This is a genomic window from Rhodanobacter sp. BL-MT-08, assembly GCF_054161255.1.
This window is the reverse complement of record NZ_CP167872.1, coordinates 1,195,832-1,211,646: the sequence shown is the minus strand read 5'-3', so window position 1 is coordinate 1,211,646 and position 15,815 is coordinate 1,195,832. Positions and strand designations below refer to the sequence as shown.

The window sequence follows — 15,815 nt, the reverse complement described above, 5'->3', positions numbered from 1 at the left end:
TAGTCCACGATGCGGACTACGTTGTCCTCGCGCGGCACCGAAAGCGTCGTCGCGTCAACCAGAGGGGATTGCATGGAACTGCTGACGAACCGCCTACGGACCTGGCTTCCACTGCTGCTGCTGTTGCTGATTCCCACACTGATCCAGCTGCCTGCGCTGACAGGCAGTTTCAAACCGGACCCGCTGGCGCTGGTCGCCTCGGTAGGAGACGTCGGAAAACATCACTGGGGCAATCCGTGGATTGATCCCAACGTGGGTTTTCAGGGTCAGGCGCTTGGCAAGCTGTCTGCCGATCAGTGGTTGTCGGGGCAGGTGCCTTGGTGGAACGCCTACAACGGCGTCGGGCTGCCGTTGGCGGCCGAGGCCCAGCCGGCGTCGCTGTTCCTGCCGTTCGTCCTGCTGATGCATTTCCGCGATGGCGGCATCTGGGTCAAATGGCTGCTGCAAATCATTGCCGGCGTGTGCACGTTTGCCCTGCTGCGCAGGATCGGACTGACGAAAACGGCAGCACTCTCCGGCGCCGCGCTTTTCGAGTTGAACGGCACCTTCGGCTGGCACGGCGCACCGATCATGACGCCCATCGCCTTTCTGCCGATGCTGCTGCTCGGCGTGGAGCAGCTGCGCGGCCGCGTCTGCGTGAATGCAGGCGGAGGCTGGCTGCTGATACCGGCTGCGCTCGCCTGGTCGATCTACGCCGGCTTTCCCGAAACCGCCTACATCGACGGGTTGCTTGCCGGCGTGTGGGTGCTGAGCCGATTACCCGGACTGAGTGCTCCGCAAAAGCTGAAATTCGCGCGCGGCATCTTTCTTGGTGTCCTGCTTGGCGTGCTCTGCGCCGCGCCGCTGATTGTTCCCTTTGCCGAATTGTTGAGTCGCGCTTTTGTCGGCGCACACGACGGCAGCTTCGCGCACGCCAAGCTGCCTTATGCCGCCGCGGCGCAGTCATTCATGCCCTGGCTGTACGGCCCCATCGCTGCCTACAGCGATCCGCAGAATGTGTTGGATCACGTCTGGGGTGGCATCGGCGGGTACATCACGGCGCTGGCGCTTTTTCTCGTCCTGTCGAGCGTGTTTTTTTGCCGGCGCCTGCTGCATGTCGCGCTGCTGATCTGGATGGGCCTGTGTTTCGCCAAGACGTTCGACGTGCGGCCGATCAGCGATCTGATCAACCTGATCCCGCTGATCAAGTCGGCCGCATTTTTCCGCTACTGCGCTCCCTCATGGGAGTTTGCGCAGGTCGTGCTGATAGCGCTCGCCATCGATGGGATGCAGCGAACCGCGCCGATATCGCGCGTCCGGCTCGCGTTGGCCTTTATCGCCTCGGTTGCCGCCGTGCTGCTGGCTATCTGGCTTGCCGCGGATCTGATCGGCGTTCTGCTGAAAACTCCTTCTTATCGCCCTTTTTTCCAAGTCGCCGTAGTGTGGTTGATCGTTTCGATGGCAGCGGCACTGCTGCTGACGATGCGGCGCGACCGCTGGCGCGGTGCACTGAAGGGTTTGGTAGTGCTGCTGATCATCGACGCCTGCATCGCGTTCATCCTGCCGGTGAGAAACGGCGTGCGCCAGATCGAGCGACACGAGGGCGGCATCGCTTTTCTGCAGTCACACGTCGGGCTGGATCGGGTGTATTCGCTCGGGCCGCTGGCGGCCAATTACGGCGCGTTTTTCAAAGTGGCCCAGATCAACTACAACTATCTGCCGGTGCCCAGCAACTGGGTCGACTATATTCACGCCCATATCAATCCGGCAGCCGATCCGATAGCGCTGATCGGTATCGTGGGCATGACGAATGAGGGCGACAATCCCGCGGCGTTTCGCAGTCACGGGCCAGCTGCATATGAAGAACTGGGCATCCGCTATGTGCTCACGCCGCCGGGCACCAGTCCGTTCACCTCGCCGCCCTCTGCATCCGCCAATGGCTCACCACTCCCGCCAAGTGCGTCGCCGCTTGCGCAGGGGACAAGGGCGTCAGCTCACGTCTACAGTGGCGACGACATGGAGATTTATGAGCTGCCCCATCCTAAGCCCTACTTCGACGTGCTGACGGGCTCATGCAAGCTGTGGCCGGCGAATCGAAACGAGCTGACCAGCAACTGCGCCACCAGCGCGATGCTGCTGCGCCGCGAGGCGTTTTATCCGGGCTGGCGCGCGTCGATCGACGGCCAGACGCAGTCGGTGACCGAAACGAACGGCATCTTTCAGGGCCTGTCGTTGCCCCAGGGAAATCATCGCGTGGTGTTTTCGTATCGTCCAACTTATATGTGGCTTATCGCCATTGGCTTTATCGCCGGCATATTGGGTCTGATTGCTGGCGGATGGATTGAATGGCGTCGATTCAAGCGATCGGGAAAATCATCCGGCAGCTCGGCCGCTGGCATCGCTCACTAGCCGGGCGTTGCGCCAAGCTCCAGCACCATCACAATCGCATCCTCGCGCCCATGCTTCGCTGGGTAGTAGCGCGGCCGCTTGCCGATTTCCTTGAAGCCCATCGACTCGTACAGGGTCTTGGCCAGTGGATTGGACGGCCGGACTTCGAGGAATACGCGCTCGGCGCCGTTCCAGCGGGCGATATCCAGCAGGCGACGCAGCAGATGCCGGCCCAGCCCTTGGCCGCGATAATCCGCGGCGATGCAGATGTTGAGCACGTGCGCTTCACCCGCGCCGGTGGAGAGAATGCCGTAGCCTGCGATCAGAGCGTCCACGCACAGCACCCAGCAGGGATGGCCCGCGCGCAGGCAGTCGGCGAATACATTTTGCGACCAGGGAAACTCATACGAGGCTTCTTCCAGCTCGCTGACCCGGGGCAGGTCGTCGCTGCGCATGGCACGTACCTGGATCACCGGCTTGAGGACCGCCGCCATCGCTCAGTGCTCCGCGGCAGCCAGCGCGCGGCGCAGATTGCGCAGCGCGCTCCACAACCGTCGTTTGGCGTCGGCAGCCGTCAGCACCTGCGCCAGCTCGTCGGCAAGCACGATTTGCGCGCCCTGCATGGCAGCAGCGGACAAAGCCCGCCCGAGCGCGTGCGCCTGCGCCTCGCCAAAGACCAGATAGGCCCGCGCATGCGGCACCTCGGCCAGCTGACCGGCGTTGACCCGTACCCGCGCGGCACGTGCCAGCGTCGAACCACAGGCGTTGAGCAGGCGCCCCAGCAGATCAAGCTCGCGCGTCGCGCAGCTCTCGGGCAATACCACCACGCAGGCGACGCCAGCCGCCAGATCAGGCGGCGACAGCGGGGTTTCGGCGGCGATTGGCATGGCCCGCGTCGCCCGACGAACCCACGGCGTGACGCCCAGTGCCCGCAGCACGCGGGCGCGCTGTTTCGCGGCAGCCGGCTGATGCGTCGACGCGCTCATGCTGCGCTCCGGCGAACGCGCCGGCGGTGCGCGGCCAGCCGGCACATGGTCCAGGTCGGTCCCGACAGCAGGTACGCGGTAAATCCCACAAACAGTACCCACGCCGTATCCAGCACCAGCAGGCCGAGCAGCAACACCGCGCCGACCATCCAGCCGAACGGTACGCGGCCACGCTCGCCCATCGGCAGCGACTTGAAGCTGAAATAGCGAAACCGGCTGACCATCAGCAAACCCACGACGATCGCAACCAGCGGCGTGATGAAACAAAATTCGCTGCCCGGCAGGCCGGTCTTGTCGACCACCCACACGAACGACATGCACACCGCGGCCGCGGCCGGGCTGGCCAGACCCTGGAAATAGCGCTTGTCGGCCACGCCGACCTGGGTGTTGAAACGCGCCAGACGCAGCGCGGCGCACGCCACGTAGATGAAAGCGGCGGCCCAGCCCAGCTTGCCCCACAGCGGACCGAAATCCCTCAGCGTGGACAGCGACCAGGCGTACATCACCAGCGCCGGCGCCATGCCGAAACTGATCAGATCGGACAACGAGTCATACTGCACGCCGAACTCGCTCTGCGTGCCGGTCAGCCGCGCCACCCGGCCATCCAGCCCGTCCAGTACGGCGGCCATGAACACCGCCACCGCCGCGTCGGTGTAGCGACCGCCGATGCTGGCAATGATCGCGTAGAAGCCCGCAAACATCGCTCCGGTGGTCACCAGATTCGGCAGCAGATAAATGCCGCGATGAGGCGGCTGGCGGACGGGCATCGCGTCGTTCATGAAACAATCCGTGGCAGGATGCGCGCAGTGTAAACCATCGGTCGCTTGAGTCCGGAACGCGACGGTGTTAACTAGGGCAGTGCACCGGAGCGCGTGCCGGTTTCGGGTCCAGCCCAGGCACATCGATCCATCCTTGTCGTCGAATCACTTTAGGGAGAAAACCATGCACCGTTCGATGATTGCCCTGACGCTGCTCCTGGTGGCGCCGCTCGCCGGTGCTCAGGTCTACAAGTGGAAAGACGCCAGCGGCACGGAACATTATTCGCAGACGCCGCCGCCAAGCAGCTCCACCAAGTTCAAGGAAGTGAAGCCCGATACGTCCGTGCCGGCCACGCCGGCGGCCAGCACGACCGTGCCAGCGGCGGCCCCCGCTGCACCGCAGCCGACCACGACCACCGTGGCCGACACCCCGGAAAACCGCGCGAAACTCTGCGCCTCGCTGCAGACCAATCTGGCCGCGCTGAAAAGTGCGGCTCCGGTCGTGATGCAACAGGGCGGCAAACAGACCGCTCTGGACGACAGTGCGCGCAAGCAGCAGGCCAGCGTAGCGCAGGCGCAGTACCAGCAGTACTGCGCAAAATAAGTCCCGATGATCGGAGATACCGGCGGGCGATGATGTGCCGGTGAGAGCGGCTGGCCATGGCTTACGTGCCGCCGCTTCGAGCGGTAGCGCCGGCCGGCCGCTACACTTGGCGTCTTTCATCACGCCGGAACACCCGCATGCGCCTCAGCCAATTCCACCTGGCCACCGTCAAGGAAGTCCCCGCCGACGCCGAAATCGCCAGCCATCGGCTGATGCTGCGTGCCGGCATGATCCGTCGGCTGGCATCGGGCCTGTACACCTGGTCGCCGCTGGGCCTGCGCGTGCTGCGCAAGGTGGAGAAAGTCGTGCGCGAGGAAATGGACCGCGCGGGCGCCATCGAAATGCTGATGCCAACCATCCAGCCCAAGGAGCTGTGGGAGGAAACCGGCCGCTGGGCGAAGTTCGGCCCCCAGCTGCTGAAGATCAAGGATCGCAAGGAGCAGGAATTCTGCTACGCGCCCACCGCCGAGGAAGTGGTGACCGATTACGCGCGCAACGAGCTGAAAAGCTACAAGCAGCTGCCGGTCAACTTCTACCAGATCCAGACCAAGTTCCGCGACGAAATCCGCCCGCGCTTCGGCGTGATGCGCGCGCGCGAATTCCTGATGAAGGACGCCTATTCGTTTCATCTCACGCAGGAATCGCTCGCCGAAACCTACAACGCGATGTATCAGGCCTACACGCGCATTTTTACTCGATTGGGGCTGACCTTCCGCGCGGTGCAGGCTGACACCGGTGCCATCGGCGGCAACGCCAGCCACGAGTTTCAGGTGCTGGCCGATTCGGGCGAAGACGCCATCGTGTTTTCCGATGGCTCCGATTACGCCGCCAACATGGAGAAGGCGCAGGCGCAGGCGCCTGCCGGCGAACGCCCCACACCGGGCGCCGAACTGCAGCGCGTCGACACACCGAAACAGCGGACCATCGACGAGGTGTCTGCGTTTCTCCAGGTGACGCCGCAGCAGTGCGTCAAGACCCTGCTGGTGCGCGGACGCGACGGTCTGGTGGCGCTATGCCTGCGCGGCGACCACGAGATCAACGAAGTGAAGGCCGGCAAGCTGGCCGAGTTGCCGGATGAATCGGTGCTGGCCTCGGAAGAGGAAATCCGTGCCGCCACCGGCACGCGTCCCGGCTTTATCGGCCCGGTTGGCCTGCCCGATGCCATCCCGGTCATCGTCGATCGCGATGCCGCCGTGCTGGCCGATTTCGTCTGCGGCGGCAACGCCGACGGCACCCACTACACCGGCGCCAACTGGCTGCGCGATGCGCGCGTTACTCGCGTGACCGATCTGCGCAACGCGGTCGAAGGCGACGCGTCGCCGGATGGCAAAGGCACGCTGCACATCGCGCGCGGCATCGAAGTCGGGCACGTGTTCCAGCTCGGCCAGAAATACGCCGAAGCGCTCAAGGCCACCGTCATCGACGACCAGGGCAAGCCGCAGGTGCTGTCCATGGGCTGTTACGGCATCGGCGTCAGCCGCGTCGTGGCAGCCGCGATCGAGCAGCGGCACGACGACGCCGGCATCATCTGGCCCGACGCCATGGCGCCGTGGCGCGTCGTGGTATGCATCATCAATCCGAAGAATCTAGCGGAAGTCAGCGCGGCGGCCGAAGCGCTTTACCAGTCGCTCGTCGAACGTGGCATCGAAGCGGCGCTGGACGACCGCGGCCTGCGTCCTGGCGGGATGTTTGCCGACATGGAGCTGATCGGCATCCCGCACCGCGTGGTGGTGAGCGAGCGCGGCCTGGCCGCCGGCACGCTGGAATATCGCGGCCGGCAGGACGCCGATAATCGCGCGATAACCCAGGACGAGCTGTTCGAGCTGCTGGATTAGTCCAGCCCTTCAGGCACGGCTCTGGCCTACCGGCTTGGGCTCTCCTGGCAACCTGCCATCGTCATCAGCACCGATCAAAATGGCCGCCTTGCGCGGCCATTTCCTTTTGCGTCATTGCCCGCAACAGCCTTGTTTTCAATATCCGGCGATATTCGTTCATACCCGACCGTATAATCAGCGGCGTATTTAAAAGGCAGCGTCATTGGCCATCCGTCTTTACAACGGCTTGATAAATCAGCCAGAATCATCAGTGCAAGTCCATTTACCGGGTTCGGCTTCCCCGTTTATCTGCCGCCCTCTCCATTAAACGTATCCAATTAATCGATCCAGCGATCTCACCTCAGAGATCCTTACCCCGGAAACCCCACATGGCCGTCGATATCAAAAACCTCAATCACTCCCAACTCAAGGATCTCATCAGCAAGGCGCAGATTCGTCAGAATGAATTGAGCAAGGAAAAAATCACCAAGCTGCGCGACAAGGTGCTCGCGCTGATCAAGGCAGAGGGTTACACCTTCGAGGAAGTGTTTGGTCAGGGTCGCGGCAAAGCCAAGCGCGCCAGCAGTCCAGTGGCACCGAAATACCGCAACCCGGCCAATCCCGCACAGACGTGGTCCGGCCGCGGCAAGCGCCCGCACTGGTTCAGCGATGCGCTGAAGGCCGGCAAGAAGGAAAAGGATCTCGCGATCTGATCGGCGTTTTTCAGCGAAAGGATCCGAAGGCCATTATCGCCTCACGGTTCTCAACAAAAACGCCGGCCATGTGCCGGCGCTTTTTTGTGGGCATCCATTGGCTTTATGTCGCCGCGATGAAAATCCGCTCGTATTTACAGCGATCGCCGCGGCGAAACCAGCAATTCGCCAAACATAAGCCCACCGACCAGCGACACCAGCAGGGTCAGCAGCAGCAAACCGGTGTCCATACCCAGTGAGGTATCGCGCTCGAGCAGAAACGACATGCTGCGAAAACCCACGCTGCCCGGCACCAAAAGAATAATCCCCGGCTCGCGAATCACCGCACCCGGACGATGCGCGTATCGCGCATAGGCATTGGCCATGGCGCTCAGCAGAAACCCGCCGAGGAAAACGCCGAAGGGTGCTGCCGGCAGCGAGCCGGAAATCCGGCCACCCCAGCGCGTGGCGAGATACCCGACGATGACCGCGCCCATCACGATCAGCCAGTCGCGGCGGGCAGCGCGAAACAATATGGCGAAACCGAATGCGCCGACCAGCAGGGCCGGCAGCTCGGTCCAGCCCGGCAGCGGCGGCAACGCGTAATCGCGCGGTTCGATACCCACTGCCGCGCACAGCGTGGTCGCGGCCACCGTGCCGAAGGTGAGCTTGAGCAGCGTCGCCACCGCGCCGCCCATGCGCGCCATGCCGGCGACCAGATGCTGGCTGGATATCTCGCGCACCGCCGTGGTCAGCGACATGCCCGGCACCAGCACGATCAGGCTGGCCAGCACCACCGACTTGATCGCCAGCGGTACCACGAACGCGCTGACGACGATGGCCACCGTGGTCGCCACCAGCGCGCAGATCGCATCGCTGGCATTCGACAGCTGCGGCCGCTTGGCCGCCAGCACCGTAATGCCGCCGATGATCAGACCGATAAAAGCCGCAGTCAGCAGATCCGGCCAGGCGCTATGCAGAAACAGCGCCACCACGCAAGCGGCGGACAGTCCGTAAGTGGCGATCACGGCGGCCTGCGCGCGACGCGAATCGGGCCGCCCCAGTTGGCGCAATCGCTGGAAGCCTTCGCGCAGACCGATGTCACCGTCAATCACCTGATCGGCGATGTCATCCGCCTCGCACAGCCGCGCCAGGTTCACGTCGCCCGGCGCCAGGCGCATCACCTGGGTGGTCTGCGCCACGCCCTCTTCGCCCTGCCCCAGATCGGTAAACGAAATGATGACAGCCGTGGGGCTCGACCATACGTCGGCGCTCAATCCCAGCCGTTGCGCCGAACGCGATATCGCCATCTCCAGCCTGGGGGAGGCCGTGCCGTACTGGTGCAGCCGACGCGTCAACTCGAGCAGAAACGCGATGCGCGTGCTGATCGCCGTCGTCGCGAACGACGGATGGATACTCGCCGTGCTGACCGCACTCGCACTCATGTCGCCGCGCGTACCTTCAGGGTGGTACCGTCGATGGCTACGACCTCGACGAGGCTTCCCAGCGGCAGATCCGGTCCGGTGACCAGCCACTGGCCGTCGCCGACGCGCGCCTTGCCGCGGCCGTTGACGATCGGATCGATCAGCTCATAGCGCTGGCCGATCATGCGCTCGCCGCGGCGGTTGAGCGTTTCGCTGCCAGGTTCGCTCTTGTCGAGCTTCGGCCGCAGCACGCGCGCATAGAGCACGCAGGCGGCGAAGGCCAGCAGCGCGAACAGCACGGCCTGAATCAGCAGTCCGAGCGGCGGTACCACCAGCAGCACCACGCCAACGGCCGCCGCAGCCAGGCCGATCCACAGCAGAAAATACCCCGGCAGCAGCACCTCGCCACCGATCAGCAGCAGCGCGAGTATCCACCACAGGTAATGCACGGGAAACGCCATGGCCGCACCCTCAACGCAGCGGCGGCTGGAACGGCGTGGAAGCGGGCGGCTGCGCGATGGAGCGCTGCTGCTGGCCCAGCGACTCCTTCGCCAGTTCGGCGATGCCCGCCAGCGAACCGAGGATGCCGGTGGCCTCGATCGGCAGCAGCAGCATTTTCTGGTTCGGCGATTTGGCCATCTCTTTCAGCGCCTCGACGTAGTTGTTGGCGACGAAGTAGTTCAGCGCGTTGACGTTGCCGCCGGAGATTGCGTCGGACACCATCGTGGTTGCCTTGGCTTCGGCTTCGGCGGAGCGCTCGCGCGCCTCGGCGGCGCGGAACGCCGCTTCTTTCTCGCCCTCGGCCGCCAGGATCACCGACTGCTTTTCGCCTTCGGCCTTGAGAATCGCCGCCTGCCGGAAACCTTCCGCGTCGAGAATATTCGCGCGCTTTTCGCGCTCGGCCTTCATCTGCCGCGCCATCGCGTCGATCAGGTCGCGCGGTGGCGCGATGTCCTTGATCTCGATACGGTTGACCTTCACTCCCCACGGATGGGTCGCCTCGTCCACCACGCGCAGCAGCTTGGCGTTGATGCCGTCGCGCTGGCTCAGGCTTTCGTCCAGGTCCATCGAACCGAGCACGGTGCGAATATTAGTCATGATCAGCGCCAGCGAGGCCTGCTCCAGATTGGACACTTCGTACGCGGCCTTGGACGCATCCAGCACCTGGTAGAACACCACGCCGTCGACGCGCACCACGGCGTTGTCCTTGGTGATCACGTCCTGCGAGGGCACGTCGAGCACCTGCTCCATCATATTGATCTTGCGGCCGACCGTTTGATAGATCGGAATCAGCAGATGCAGCCCCGGGCTCAGCGTATGCGTGTATTTGCCGAAGGTTTCCACCGTCCACTCGAAACCCTGCGGCACGATGCGCACCAGCCTGGAAAGGACGATGAACACCACCACCACGATGACCAACGCGAGAATCTGACCCATGACCTGTCCCCATCCGTGACGAAGGCATCAGTATAGGCGAGCTGTTGTTACGCGCGTTGCGGAGTTCGCGGCAGGTTTACCGGACCGTCGTCTGCGGCAGCAGCAGCGTGACGCGCAGGCCGCCATCTTCGCGGTTGGCCAAAAGCACACGCCCGCCGTGCGCCTCGGCAATTTCGCGAGTGAGCGCCAGCCCCAGTCCTGTACCGGCCCGTTTGGTGGAGTAAAACGGCAGCAGCGCCTGCGCCAGCACGGTGTCGGTCATGCCGGGGCCGCGGTCGGCAACCTCGATGCGCAGCTCGCGGCCGACTTCGGTAATCGACAGCGTGACGTCGTCTTCGCCACTGCCTGACTCGTGCGCGTTCTTGATCAGGTTGATCAGCACCTGCTCGATCTGCACCGCATCGAAATAGCCCGGCCGCTTGGGCGCGGGCGACGCCAGTCGGTAGTGGCAGTGCAGCGACAATCCTTCCAGGAACGGCGTCCACTCTACGGCGACCGACTGCGGCGTCGGCAGCTTGGCGAAGCTGGCGTAGCCGGAAATGAAGCTGTGCAGATGCTTGGCGCGCTCGCTGATGGTGGCGAACACGCCCGGCAGCCGATCGACATTGCCACGTCGCGCCAGCTCCGCACCGGAATGGGCGAGCGAGGAAATCGGCGCCAGCGAGTTGTTGAGCTCGTGGCTGATCACGCGGATCACCCGCTTCCACGTCGCCACTTCCTGACGCGACAGCTCGCGCGTCATGCGCCGAAACAGCTGCAGCCGGTGCGGCCGACCCTGCAGTCGGAACGCGCGCTGCGAGATGTGGAAGGTTTCCTCGCTACCGTCCATTTCCACGCTGAGCAGCGCATCCTCGCCGTCTTCCACCGCGCGGCGCAGCGCCTCGGGCGCACCGTCCAGCAGCCGGGCAAATTCCAGCCCGTGCAGGCTGCGTCCCTCGTTGAACAAATGACGGGATGCGATGTTGGCGTACGCCACCCGACCGATGCTGTCGGTCAGCACCAGGGCCACCGGCGTGTTCTGCACTACGGTGTCCAGCAGCAGTTCGCGCTGCGCCAGATGCTGACGCTGCTCGCGCAGGGTCTGGCCCAGCGCGTTGTGCATCTGGATCAATTCGCCCAGCTCATCGCGGCGATGAATGCCAATCGAGATGCTGAAATCGCCATCGCGATAACTGGCCACTGCACCTTCCAGCGCGCGCAGCAGCCGACTCACCGGCGCCATCGCCTGGCCGGCCAGCCAGAACGCCAACAGCAACAGCAGCGCCGCACAGATGCCGAGCGCGCCATAGATGCCCAGATGGATCACCGGCAGTGCCTTGGCGGCCGCGGCCGGCGCTGCAGGATCCTTCACCGTCAGTTCGGCCTGCAGCCAGACCAGCAGCTGCGGCAGCGGCCACTGCGTCACGCCGGCATAGATCAGCGCCCCTGCCACGCTGGCCAGCGCCAGCAGCAGGGTCAGCCGCGTGCGCAGCGAGTTCAGCCAGCGCCACATGCGGCAGGCCTCGCACATAGAGCCGCTATCGCCACATCATTTAGCCGTCCGGATGCCATCACACCGGCGCTGCCAGCCCGTAGCGCTCCATGCGTCGATACAGCGCCTGCCGCGAGAGGCCGAGGCTCTGCGCCGCGCGGCTGACGACGCCATCGGCCTTGTGCAGCGCCGCCTCGACCGTTTCGCGGCTCGGCTCATCGAGATTGCGCGTGGCGGTGGAAATATGAGGCGCCAGATTGAGCAGCTCGGGTGTGATCGGCCCACTGCCCGAAAGCAGCGCCGCGCGCTCGATGGCATTCTTCAGCTCACGCACGTTACCCGGCCACGGGTAGTTGAGCATGGCGTCGCGCGCCGCATCGCCCAGCTCGGCGCGGCCGTCGAGAAAGAATTCGGCCAGCGGCAGGATGTCGTCGCTGCGCTCGGTCAGTGGCGGCAGGTTTACCTCGATCACGTTGAGGCGGTAATACAAATCTTCGCGGAAGGTGCCGGCGCGAATCATCGCCTTGAGATCGGCATTGGTCGCGCTGAGCACACGCACCTTGACCTGCCGCGTGCGGCCGGAGCCCAGCCGCTCGAACTGGCCGGTTTCCAGCACGCGCAGCAGCTTCATCTGCCCGGGCAGCGGCAGGTTGCCGATTTCGTCCAGAAACAGCGTGCCGCCGTCAGCCAATTCGAAGCGACCCTCGCGCGCCTTGTTGGCGCCGGTGTAGGCACCCGCATCGGCGCCGAACAACTCGGCTTCGATCAGCTCGCCCGGCAGCGCGCCGCAGTTCACCGCAATAAAGGGCCCCCGCCGCACGGCCGAATTGGCGTGCACGATCGCCGCGATGCGCTCCTTGCCGGTGCCGTTGGGGCCAGTGATCAGCACTGGCACATCGGCCTTGGCGACCTGGCACGCCAGCTCCAGCGTGCGCGCCATTGCCTCGGAGGCAAACACCAGATTATCCAGCTCGTACTTGCCTTGCAGCGCCTCGCGCCGGCGCTTGCGCTCACGCCGCGTGCGCGTCACTTCGCGATTGGACTCGGACAGTTCGAGCAGGTTTTCGACCGTGGCGATCAGCTTGTTGTCGTCCCACGGCTTGGCCAAATAATCCGCCGCGCCGGCCTTGACCAGCTCTACCGCAGTTTCCAGATGCGTCCACGCCGTGAGCAGGATCACCGGCAGATCCGGATGCTGCTCGCGGATCGCCCGGAACAGCGCCACGCCCTCCTCGCCCGACGTGGTGTCGGCGGTGAAGTTCATGTCCTGGATCACCACGTCGATGGCCTGATGCTGCAGCATGGCCAGGCCTTCGTCCGGCGTCAGCGCGGTGAGCGGCCGGATGTCATGCAGGGACAAAGCCAGCGAGAGCGCCTCGCCCACGGCCGGGTTGTCGTCGATGATGAGTACGCTACGCGTCATTTTTTTTCTGCACATGCGGACATAGATGCCGCTCCGGCCGCAAAGGTTTGCATGACTATCGGACTACTGGCCCGCGATGGCAACGAAATCGAAGCGTGATGTCGTTCATCAAGGACTTTAGGTGATTAGGGCGAGGCGGGGGAAATGAGGTGCGCGTATTCAGTCGCAGCCACAGCGACCTCCAGGGATGCGCCGTCGCGCAGCAGCTGCAGCTTCACCGCCGCGGGCCGGCTGGCACGAAACCGGTCCATCAATTCGCTGACGTGCTTGACCGGCGTACCGTCAGTCGCCGTGATCACATCGCCGACCTGCAGGCCCCATAGCGACTCGGGAACGACCTTGGTCACCGTAATGCCCGTGGTCTTACTCGACGACAGCTGCAGCGCGTGGCCGGGGTTACGCCAGCTCAGGCTATCGTCGGTCGTGTGTTCGTAGGTAAACCAGCCGCTGTCCTTTGACGGCGACGGCGGAGGTGGTGGCGAAGGCGGAGATGGCGTGGATGTTATTGCAGGCGGTGGCGGCGGTGGTGGTGTCGGTGGCACCGGCGAAATGACCTGGTCGTATTCCGCCGCTGTCACGCTCGATGTGAGCACCGCGTCCGTGCGTCGGACATGCAGCACCACGGTCGCCTGCTTGCTGGCACGCAGGCAGTTCATCAACTCGCTGACATGCTTCAGGGGATGATCGTCTACCGCAACGATCACATCGCCCTCGCGCAGGCCCCACACGGGCTCGGCGCTGACCTTGGTTACCGTGATGCCCGAGGCGTCATCCGAACGCAGCTTCAGCGCATGGTCGGCGATGCGCCAGCTCAGGCTGTCGTCCGAATTGAGCTGACAGACCCATCCGGCGAGCGCCGGCTGCGCCAGTGCACTGACCAAGACGACCATGCCGCCGACTAGCAAACGTCTCATCACCGTTCCTCCGTAGACCCGAGCAAAAGCGCCGACCGGGTCGAACCCGGCCAGCGCGCCCGATTCAACCGGCCGCTGCTGCCGGATGCGCCGGGGCCTTGCCGGCTTTCACCGACGCAATCCACGCATTCACGCGCGTCTCCAGCACGTCCAGCGGCAGCGCGCCGCCGTTGAGGATCTCGTCGTGGAACGCACGAATATCGAACTGGCTGCCCAGCTCTTTTTTCGCGCGCTCGCGCAGCTCGAGAATCTTCAGCTCGCCGGTCTTGTAAGCCAGCGCCTGGGCCGGCCAGGTGATGTAGCGATCGGTTTCGGCCTGCACGTCCGGCTCGTCCTCGCTGGAATGCGCATGGAAAAAATCGACCATCTGCTGGCGCGTCCAATGCTTGTCGTGCACGCCGGTGTCGAGCACCAGACGGTCGGCGCGCAGCAGCTCATCCGATAGACGGCCATAATCCGACAGCGGGTTCTGATAGAAGCCGATGTCCTTGCCAAGCTGTTCGGCGTAAAGCGCCCAGCCTTCGATATAGGCGGTGTAACCGGCCTGTTGGCGGAACGGCGGCAGCGCCGGCAGCGTCTGCGCGATCGATATCTGCAGATGATGGCCCGGGATGCCCTCGTGATACGCGGTGGACTCGACCGTCAAAATGCTGCGGTTGGCGAAGTCGCCGGTGTTGACAAAAATCTGCCCTGGCCGTGAACCATCCGGCGTACCCTGGTGATACTCCGCCGCTGCCGCCTCCTTTTCACGGAACGGCTCGACCGGCACCACCACCACCTTGGTTTTCGGCAGCAGGCCGAACAGCTTGGGCAACTGCGGCTGCATTTGCGCCAGATAGTTGCGGTAGCGGTTGAGGATATCCTCGCGCGAGGTGGCGTGCGTTTTTGGATTGGTTTTCAACGAGGCGCGAAAGCTGGCCAGGTCGGCAAAGCCCTGCGACTTGGCGATGGTGGTCATCTCGCCTTCGATGCGCTTCACCTCGGCCAGACCCAGCGAGTGGATCTGCTCCGGCGTTTCCTTGGTCGTGGTCATCTGTTCGACATCGAAACGGTAGATCGCATCGCCATTGGGCAGGTTCCAGATACCCGGCTCGGCGCGCCCGTGCGGCGCGTAATCCTTGGCGACGAACTCGCCAAGCTTTTTGTAAGCCGGACGCACATCCTGATCAATGGCGGCGAGAATCGCATCGTGCAGGCGCTTTTGATCAGCCGCCGATACCGACTTGGGGAAGTGCTTCAGCGGCTCGGCGAATACGCTGTCCATGCCGGCGGATTTTTCGATGCTGTCGATCTGCACCACCACTTTTTCCAGCACGTACTTCGGCGGCATCATCTTGTCGCGCAAGCCCTGCTTCGCCACCTCCGTCACCTGATCGAACAGCTTTGGCACGGCCTTCAGGCGGCTCAGGTAATCGTCGTATTCCTTGGTATTGTCGAACGGAATCGAGCTGACAAAGCCGGCCAGCGCGATATGCGCACCGCTCATCTGATCCAGCGGCATCTCGTACAGCTTCAGATCGTAGCTGCGCAGGCTGTCCTGGAGCTGGCGCACCATCAGCTGCTGGTTCAACGCATCGCTATCGGAAAAGCCGGCAGTATCGATCGCGCGGAACCGACGCAAAAAGTCCGCGGTGGCCTTGTGTTCACTCTGTGCATGCGCCAGCGACGCATCGCTCCACTGGCTGTTGTAGCGAAGGTCGCCCAGCGTGGTCGCAAACTCGGGGCTCGTCTCCAGCTGATGCTGCCACTGCTCGGCCAGCAGCGCGTTCAGTGCGGCCACGCGGCTGGTCACGTCTTTCGTTGCAGCCTGTGCCGCAGGCGCTGCCTGCACGGAGGTAGCAGCGGATACCGAGCCCAATAGGCTGGCAGCGATCAATAAAGGCAGCGTTTTCATCAAGCATTTCTCCCTAAGTTTGTTCGTAGAT

15 protein-coding genes are annotated in these 15,815 nt (G+C 64.0%); 4 read left to right on the top strand and 11 right to left on the bottom strand.

Annotated features, from left to right (window positions below):
• Nucleotides 1-72: 72 nt before the first annotated feature.
• Complete coding sequence (locus ACDK93_RS05065) at nt 73-2,388, top strand: YfhO family protein (protein WP_458071503.1); 2,316 nt, start codon at nt 73-75, stop codon at nt 2,386-2,388.
• Here ACDK93_RS05065 and rimI read toward each other — a convergent pair.
• From rimI to pssA, 3 genes are read right to left on the bottom strand one after another with little or no spacing between them, the layout of a single operon-like run.
• Nucleotides 2,385-2,861 carry a ribosomal protein S18-alanine N-acetyltransferase gene (rimI, locus tag ACDK93_RS05060; protein WP_458071502.1) on the bottom strand — a complete coding sequence of 159 codons (477 nt, stop codon included), beginning with the start codon at nt 2,859-2,861 and terminating at the stop codon, nt 2,385-2,387. The genes ACDK93_RS05065 and rimI overlap by 4 nt on opposite strands.
• Before the next feature lie 3 nt (nt 2,862-2,864).
• The gene (locus ACDK93_RS05055) at nt 2,865-3,353 is read right to left on the bottom strand and encodes a hypothetical protein (protein ID WP_458071501.1); all 489 of its coding nucleotides are present in this window, start codon (nt 3,351-3,353) and stop codon (nt 2,865-2,867) included.
• Nucleotides 3,350-4,132 (bottom strand): CDP-diacylglycerol--serine O-phosphatidyltransferase, encoded by a 783-nt coding sequence (gene pssA / locus ACDK93_RS05050; RefSeq protein ID WP_458071500.1) that lies wholly within the window; start codon nt 4,130-4,132, stop codon nt 3,350-3,352. The genes ACDK93_RS05055 and pssA overlap by 4 nt, the downstream gene beginning before the upstream one ends.
• Before the next feature lie 163 nt (nt 4,133-4,295).
• Here pssA and ACDK93_RS05045 point away from each other — a divergent pair, with 163 nt between their 5' ends.
• Nucleotides 4,296-4,715: a DUF4124 domain-containing protein gene (locus ACDK93_RS05045; RefSeq protein ID WP_458071499.1), complete on the top strand. Its 420-nt coding sequence runs from the start codon at nt 4,296-4,298 to the stop codon at nt 4,713-4,715.
• Between the two features lie 137 nt (nt 4,716-4,852).
• The gene (locus tag ACDK93_RS05040) at nt 4,853-6,550 is read left to right on the top strand and encodes a proline--tRNA ligase (RefSeq protein ID WP_458071498.1); all 1,698 of its coding nucleotides are present in this window, start codon (nt 4,853-4,855) and stop codon (nt 6,548-6,550) included.
• 74 nt (nt 6,551-6,624) lie between these two features.
• Here the strand turns inward: ACDK93_RS05040 and ACDK93_RS05035 are convergent, their stop codons facing one another.
• On the bottom strand, nt 6,625-6,798 hold the full coding sequence (locus ACDK93_RS05035; RefSeq protein ID WP_458071497.1) for a hypothetical protein: 174 nt from the start codon (nt 6,796-6,798) through the stop codon (nt 6,625-6,627).
• Between the two features lie 120 nt (nt 6,799-6,918).
• Between ACDK93_RS05035 and ACDK93_RS05030 the strand changes: the two genes are divergently transcribed.
• Complete coding sequence (locus ACDK93_RS05030) at nt 6,919-7,242, top strand: H-NS histone family protein (protein WP_458071496.1); 324 nt, start codon at nt 6,919-6,921, stop codon at nt 7,240-7,242.
• Between the two features lie 134 nt (nt 7,243-7,376).
• Here the strand turns inward: ACDK93_RS05030 and ACDK93_RS05025 are convergent, their stop codons facing one another.
• The 7 genes from ACDK93_RS05025 to ACDK93_RS04995 form a co-directional block, all read right to left on the bottom strand.
• Nucleotides 7,377-8,666 (bottom strand): threonine/serine ThrE exporter family protein, encoded by a 1,290-nt coding sequence (locus ACDK93_RS05025; RefSeq protein ID WP_458071495.1) that lies wholly within the window; start codon nt 8,664-8,666, stop codon nt 7,377-7,379.
• Nucleotides 8,663-9,106 (bottom strand): NfeD family protein, encoded by a 444-nt coding sequence (locus tag ACDK93_RS05020; RefSeq protein WP_458071493.1) that lies wholly within the window; start codon nt 9,104-9,106, stop codon nt 8,663-8,665. The genes ACDK93_RS05025 and ACDK93_RS05020 overlap by 4 nt, the downstream gene beginning before the upstream one ends.
• Nucleotides 9,107-9,116: 10 nt before the next feature.
• The gene (locus ACDK93_RS05015) at nt 9,117-10,082 is read right to left on the bottom strand and encodes an SPFH domain-containing protein (protein WP_458071492.1); all 966 of its coding nucleotides are present in this window, start codon (nt 10,080-10,082) and stop codon (nt 9,117-9,119) included.
• A gap of 76 nt (nt 10,083-10,158) precedes the next feature.
• A complete protein-coding gene (locus ACDK93_RS05010; RefSeq protein WP_458071490.1) occupies nt 10,159-11,574 on the bottom strand; it encodes a sensor histidine kinase in 1,416 nt (471 codons plus the stop codon).
• A 58-nt stretch (nt 11,575-11,632) separates the two neighbouring features.
• Nucleotides 11,633-12,976, bottom strand: a complete 1,344-nt coding sequence (locus ACDK93_RS05005; RefSeq protein WP_458071489.1) for a sigma-54-dependent transcriptional regulator — start codon at nt 12,974-12,976, stop codon at nt 11,633-11,635.
• 125 nt (nt 12,977-13,101) lie between these two features.
• On the bottom strand, nt 13,102-13,890 hold the full coding sequence (locus ACDK93_RS05000) for a PDZ domain-containing protein (RefSeq protein ID WP_458071488.1): 789 nt from the start codon (nt 13,888-13,890) through the stop codon (nt 13,102-13,104).
• Between the two features lie 64 nt (nt 13,891-13,954).
• Entirely contained in the window at nt 13,955-15,784 is a 1,830-nt protein-coding gene (locus ACDK93_RS04995) for a DUF885 domain-containing protein (protein ID WP_458071487.1), read from the bottom strand.
• Nucleotides 15,785-15,815: the final 31 nt, after the last annotated feature.

What these genes read in the sequence shown, in the direction of transcription:
- ACDK93_RS05025 (WP_458071495.1), bottom strand. Translation starts at nt 8,666, where the DNA reads ATGAGTGCGAGTGCGGTCAGCACGGCGAGTATCCATCCGTCGTTCGCG.
- ACDK93_RS04995 (WP_458071487.1), bottom strand. Translation starts at nt 15,784, where the DNA reads ATGAAAACGCTGCCTTTATTGATCGCTGCCAGCCTATTGGGCTCGGTA.
- ACDK93_RS05000 (WP_458071488.1), bottom strand. Translation starts at nt 13,890, where the DNA reads ATGAGACGTTTGCTAGTCGGCGGCATGGTCGTCTTGGTCAGTGCACTG.
- pssA (WP_458071500.1), bottom strand. Translation starts at nt 4,132, where the DNA reads ATGAACGACGCGATGCCCGTCCGCCAGCCGCCTCATCGCGGCATTTAT.
- rimI (WP_458071502.1), bottom strand. Translation starts at nt 2,861, where the DNA reads ATGGCGGCGGTCCTCAAGCCGGTGATCCAGGTACGTGCCATGCGCAGC.
- ACDK93_RS05020 (WP_458071493.1), bottom strand. Translation starts at nt 9,106, where the DNA reads ATGGCGTTTCCCGTGCATTACCTGTGGTGGATACTCGCGCTGCTGCTG.
- ACDK93_RS05065 (WP_458071503.1), top strand. Translation starts at nt 73, where the DNA reads ATGGAACTGCTGACGAACCGCCTACGGACCTGGCTTCCACTGCTGCTG.
- ACDK93_RS05040 (WP_458071498.1), top strand. Translation starts at nt 4,853, where the DNA reads ATGCGCCTCAGCCAATTCCACCTGGCCACCGTCAAGGAAGTCCCCGCC.
- ACDK93_RS05015 (WP_458071492.1), bottom strand. Translation starts at nt 10,082, where the DNA reads ATGGGTCAGATTCTCGCGTTGGTCATCGTGGTGGTGGTGTTCATCGTC.
- ACDK93_RS05010 (WP_458071490.1), bottom strand. Translation starts at nt 11,574, where the DNA reads ATGTGGCGCTGGCTGAACTCGCTGCGCACGCGGCTGACCCTGCTGCTG.
- ACDK93_RS05035 (WP_458071497.1), bottom strand. Translation starts at nt 6,798, where the DNA reads ATGATTCTGGCTGATTTATCAAGCCGTTGTAAAGACGGATGGCCAATG.
- ACDK93_RS05055 (WP_458071501.1), bottom strand. Translation starts at nt 3,353, where the DNA reads ATGAGCGCGTCGACGCATCAGCCGGCTGCCGCGAAACAGCGCGCCCGC.
- ACDK93_RS05045 (WP_458071499.1), top strand. Translation starts at nt 4,296, where the DNA reads ATGCACCGTTCGATGATTGCCCTGACGCTGCTCCTGGTGGCGCCGCTC.
- ACDK93_RS05030 (WP_458071496.1), top strand. Translation starts at nt 6,919, where the DNA reads ATGGCCGTCGATATCAAAAACCTCAATCACTCCCAACTCAAGGATCTC.
- ACDK93_RS05005 (WP_458071489.1), bottom strand. Translation starts at nt 12,976, where the DNA reads ATGACGCGTAGCGTACTCATCATCGACGACAACCCGGCCGTGGGCGAG.